Origin of the sequence: Streptomyces anatolicus (assembly GCF_019400875.1) — a bacterium.
GTDB classification, from domain to species: domain Bacteria; phylum Actinomycetota; class Actinomycetes; order Streptomycetales; family Streptomycetaceae; genus Streptomyces; species Streptomyces anatolicus.
In genome coordinates this window covers 1-2453 of record NZ_WMBF01000702.1, presented here as the reverse complement: position 1 = coordinate 2453, position 2453 = coordinate 1, and the positions used below count along the sequence as shown (strand labels likewise).

Annotated in this window: 2 protein-coding genes and 3 tRNA genes; 1 reads left to right on the top strand and 4 read right to left on the bottom strand. The window is 69.7% G+C overall.

All coding sequences use genetic code 11. The features are described from left to right. Positions 1–39: 39 nt before the first annotated feature. The 4 genes from GKQ77_RS31570 to GKQ77_RS31555 form a co-directional block, all read right to left on the bottom strand. Positions 40–113: transfer RNA gene (locus GKQ77_RS31570), tRNA-Phe, on the bottom strand. Between the two features lie 24 nt (positions 114–137). Then, positions 138–212, bottom strand: a tRNA-Asp gene (locus tag GKQ77_RS31565). Positions 213–250: 38 nt separating this feature from the next. Continuing rightward, a tRNA-Glu gene (locus GKQ77_RS31560) sits at positions 251–323 on the bottom strand. An 80-nt stretch (positions 324–403) separates the two neighbouring features. Continuing rightward, the gene (locus GKQ77_RS31555) at positions 404–1963 is read right to left on the bottom strand and encodes a metallophosphoesterase family protein (protein ID WP_219692540.1); all 1560 of its coding nucleotides are present in this window, start codon (positions 1961–1963) and stop codon (positions 404–406) included. Positions 1964–2034: 71 nt separating this feature from the next. Between GKQ77_RS31555 and GKQ77_RS31550 the strand changes: the two genes are divergently transcribed. After that, positions 2035–2385 (top strand): metallopeptidase family protein, encoded by a 351-nt coding sequence (locus GKQ77_RS31550; protein WP_125513801.1) that lies wholly within the window; start codon positions 2035–2037, stop codon positions 2383–2385. Positions 2386–2453 lie beyond the last annotated feature (68 nt).

Genomic DNA, 2453 nt, shown 5'->3' with positions numbered 1-2453 from the left:
GCGAAGGCCCCGTCCACGTGGGCGGGGCCTTCGAAGAGGTGGCTGGGGCCGGGATCGAACCGGCGACCTATCGCTTTTCAGGCGATCGCTCGTACCAACTGAGCTACCCAGCCACGCGATCCGCGAGGAATCGCAAGCGGTCCTGACGGGATTTGAACCCGCGGCCTCCACCTTGACAGGGTGGCGAGCACTCCAAACTGCTCCACAGGACCAAGCGTTGTGCGAGCACAAGTCTCGCACAAGTGTTGCGTGCCCCCAACGGGATTCGAACCCGTGCTACCGCCTTGAAAGGGCGGCGTCCTGGGCCACTAGACGATGAGGGCTAATAGGCCCGCCTGGGCGCTTTGCAGCGCGTCGGGGACGTGAGAAGCATATGGGATGCGGGGAGGTATCGCCAAAACGGTTATCGGGGGGCGGGCACCCCCTCCCCGGCGGACCCCGCACGGGACGGCGAGGGGGAAGCGGAGGAGGGAGCTGAGGAGGGAGCGGACGGCGTCGTCGGGGAAGGCGTCGCCCCGGGCTGGTTCTCCTTGGGGAGGTGACGGCTGACCTCCGCCTTCGTGAGACCGAGCCCGCCCAGCCTGATCTCGTCCCAGGCCTGCAGCCGCTTGGTCGTACGGTCCAGGTAGAGGACGGACGCCTCGACCGGATCGGGGTACTTGCCCTCGACGGCCCGCAGCCCGCTGCCCCCCGTCGAGCCCTCGATCCGCAGCCGCGTCCCCCCGTCCATGACCTCCATCTCCTGCCGGTGCACGTGCCCCGCGAGGACGAGCGGCACCTCGCCGTCCGTCTCCCGCGCCGCCGTCGGGTTGTGCGCGATCGCCACGTCGACCGGCGTACCGGCCGCCCGTTCGGCGCGCAGGGCCGAGGCGAGGCGGATGCCGGCCATGTGCTGGACGGCGGAGCCCTCCTGTTTCGTGGAGCGGTCGGGGGTGTACTGCGGATCGCCGATCCCGGCGAAGCGCAGGCCGGCGACGGTCTCGGCCTTGCCGTCGTCGAGCACGTGGACGTTCTTGAAGCGCTCCAGATAGCGCTGGGTGGTGAACGAGTCGTGGTTGCCGCGCACCCACACATAGGGGGCGCCGAGGTCCTCGATGGGGTCGAGGAAGGCGTTCTCGGCGGCCGAGCCGTGGTCCATGGTGTCGCCGGAGTCGACGATGACATCGATCTCGTACTGCTCGACGAGGGAAGCGATGATCTTCCAGCTCGCCGGGTTGAGGTGGATGTCGGAGACGTGCAGGACCCGCATGGTGGTGGGGTCCGGCTGGTAGGCGGGGAGTGTGGACGTCACGTCGTAGAGCTTGGTGACGTTGGTGACCAGGCGGGCCAACTCCTGTTGGTAGACGTCGAATTCGCTGACGATGCTGCGCGCGTTGCCGACGACCGAGGGTGCGCTGCTGAGGAGGCCGGAGAACTTGGGCTCAAGGACCGACTTCGGGTTCCAGGTGGCGTACGCGGCCGTGCCCGACGCGGCGAGCAGGGCGAGCGCGAGACCGCCCGCGGCGAGGGCGCGGCGCGGGCGGCGGTAGACGGCGAGGCCGAGTGCGGTGGCGCCCGATACGACGGCGACGCAGGAGCGTATGGCCAGGTCGAGCGTGCCGTGGCCGACGTCGCGCGCGACCTCGTCCTGGAGTCCCGAGAGCCGTTCGGGGTGGTCGACGAGGGCCTGGGCGCGCACCGGGTCGAGGCGGTCGACGTCCACGTCGAGGCGGATGGGGGCGATGTGGGAGCGCAGTTCGAGGGCGCCGAGCGGGGAGACGTCGATCTTCGTGCCGCCGGTCAGGGACGGCCGGAGCGTCATGCGGGTGTCCATGGGGCCGACCGGCGCGTGCACGCTGCCGACGATCAGCAGGCCGAGCCAGGCGCCGAAGAGGACGACGGCTATCAGGCCGAGGGCACGCGCGAAGGGGTGAGGTGGGCTGATCAGTTCGCCTGCGGGACCGGTGCGGCGAGTGCGAGCCATTGGTCCCGTATGCCCAGTTGCGGTGGTGGGTATGCCGGGACGGGGGCGGTGGCGTGGCCGACAATGGGGGAGTGCTGGAGATGACGCGCGAGGAGTTCGAGGAACTGGTCGGCGAGGCTCTTGACCGGATTCCGCCGGAATTGACGCGGTTGATGGACAACGTGGCCGTCTTTGTCGAGGACGAGCCGCCCTCCGACGATCCCGAGCTGCTCGGGCTGTACGAGGGGACGCCGTTGACGGATCGCGGTGAGTGGTACGCGGGTGTGCTGCCGGACCGCATCACCATCTACCGGGGGCCCACGCTCCGGATGTGCGATTCGCGGGAGGACGTCGTCGCCGAGACGGAGATCACCGTGGTGCACGAGGTGGCGCACCACTTCGGGATCGACGACGCCCGGCTGCACGCGCTCGGGTACGGGTGAGTGGGAACGGGTGAGTGGGAACGGGTGAGTGGGAACGGGTGAGTGAGAGCGGTCACGCGGCCCGGGGC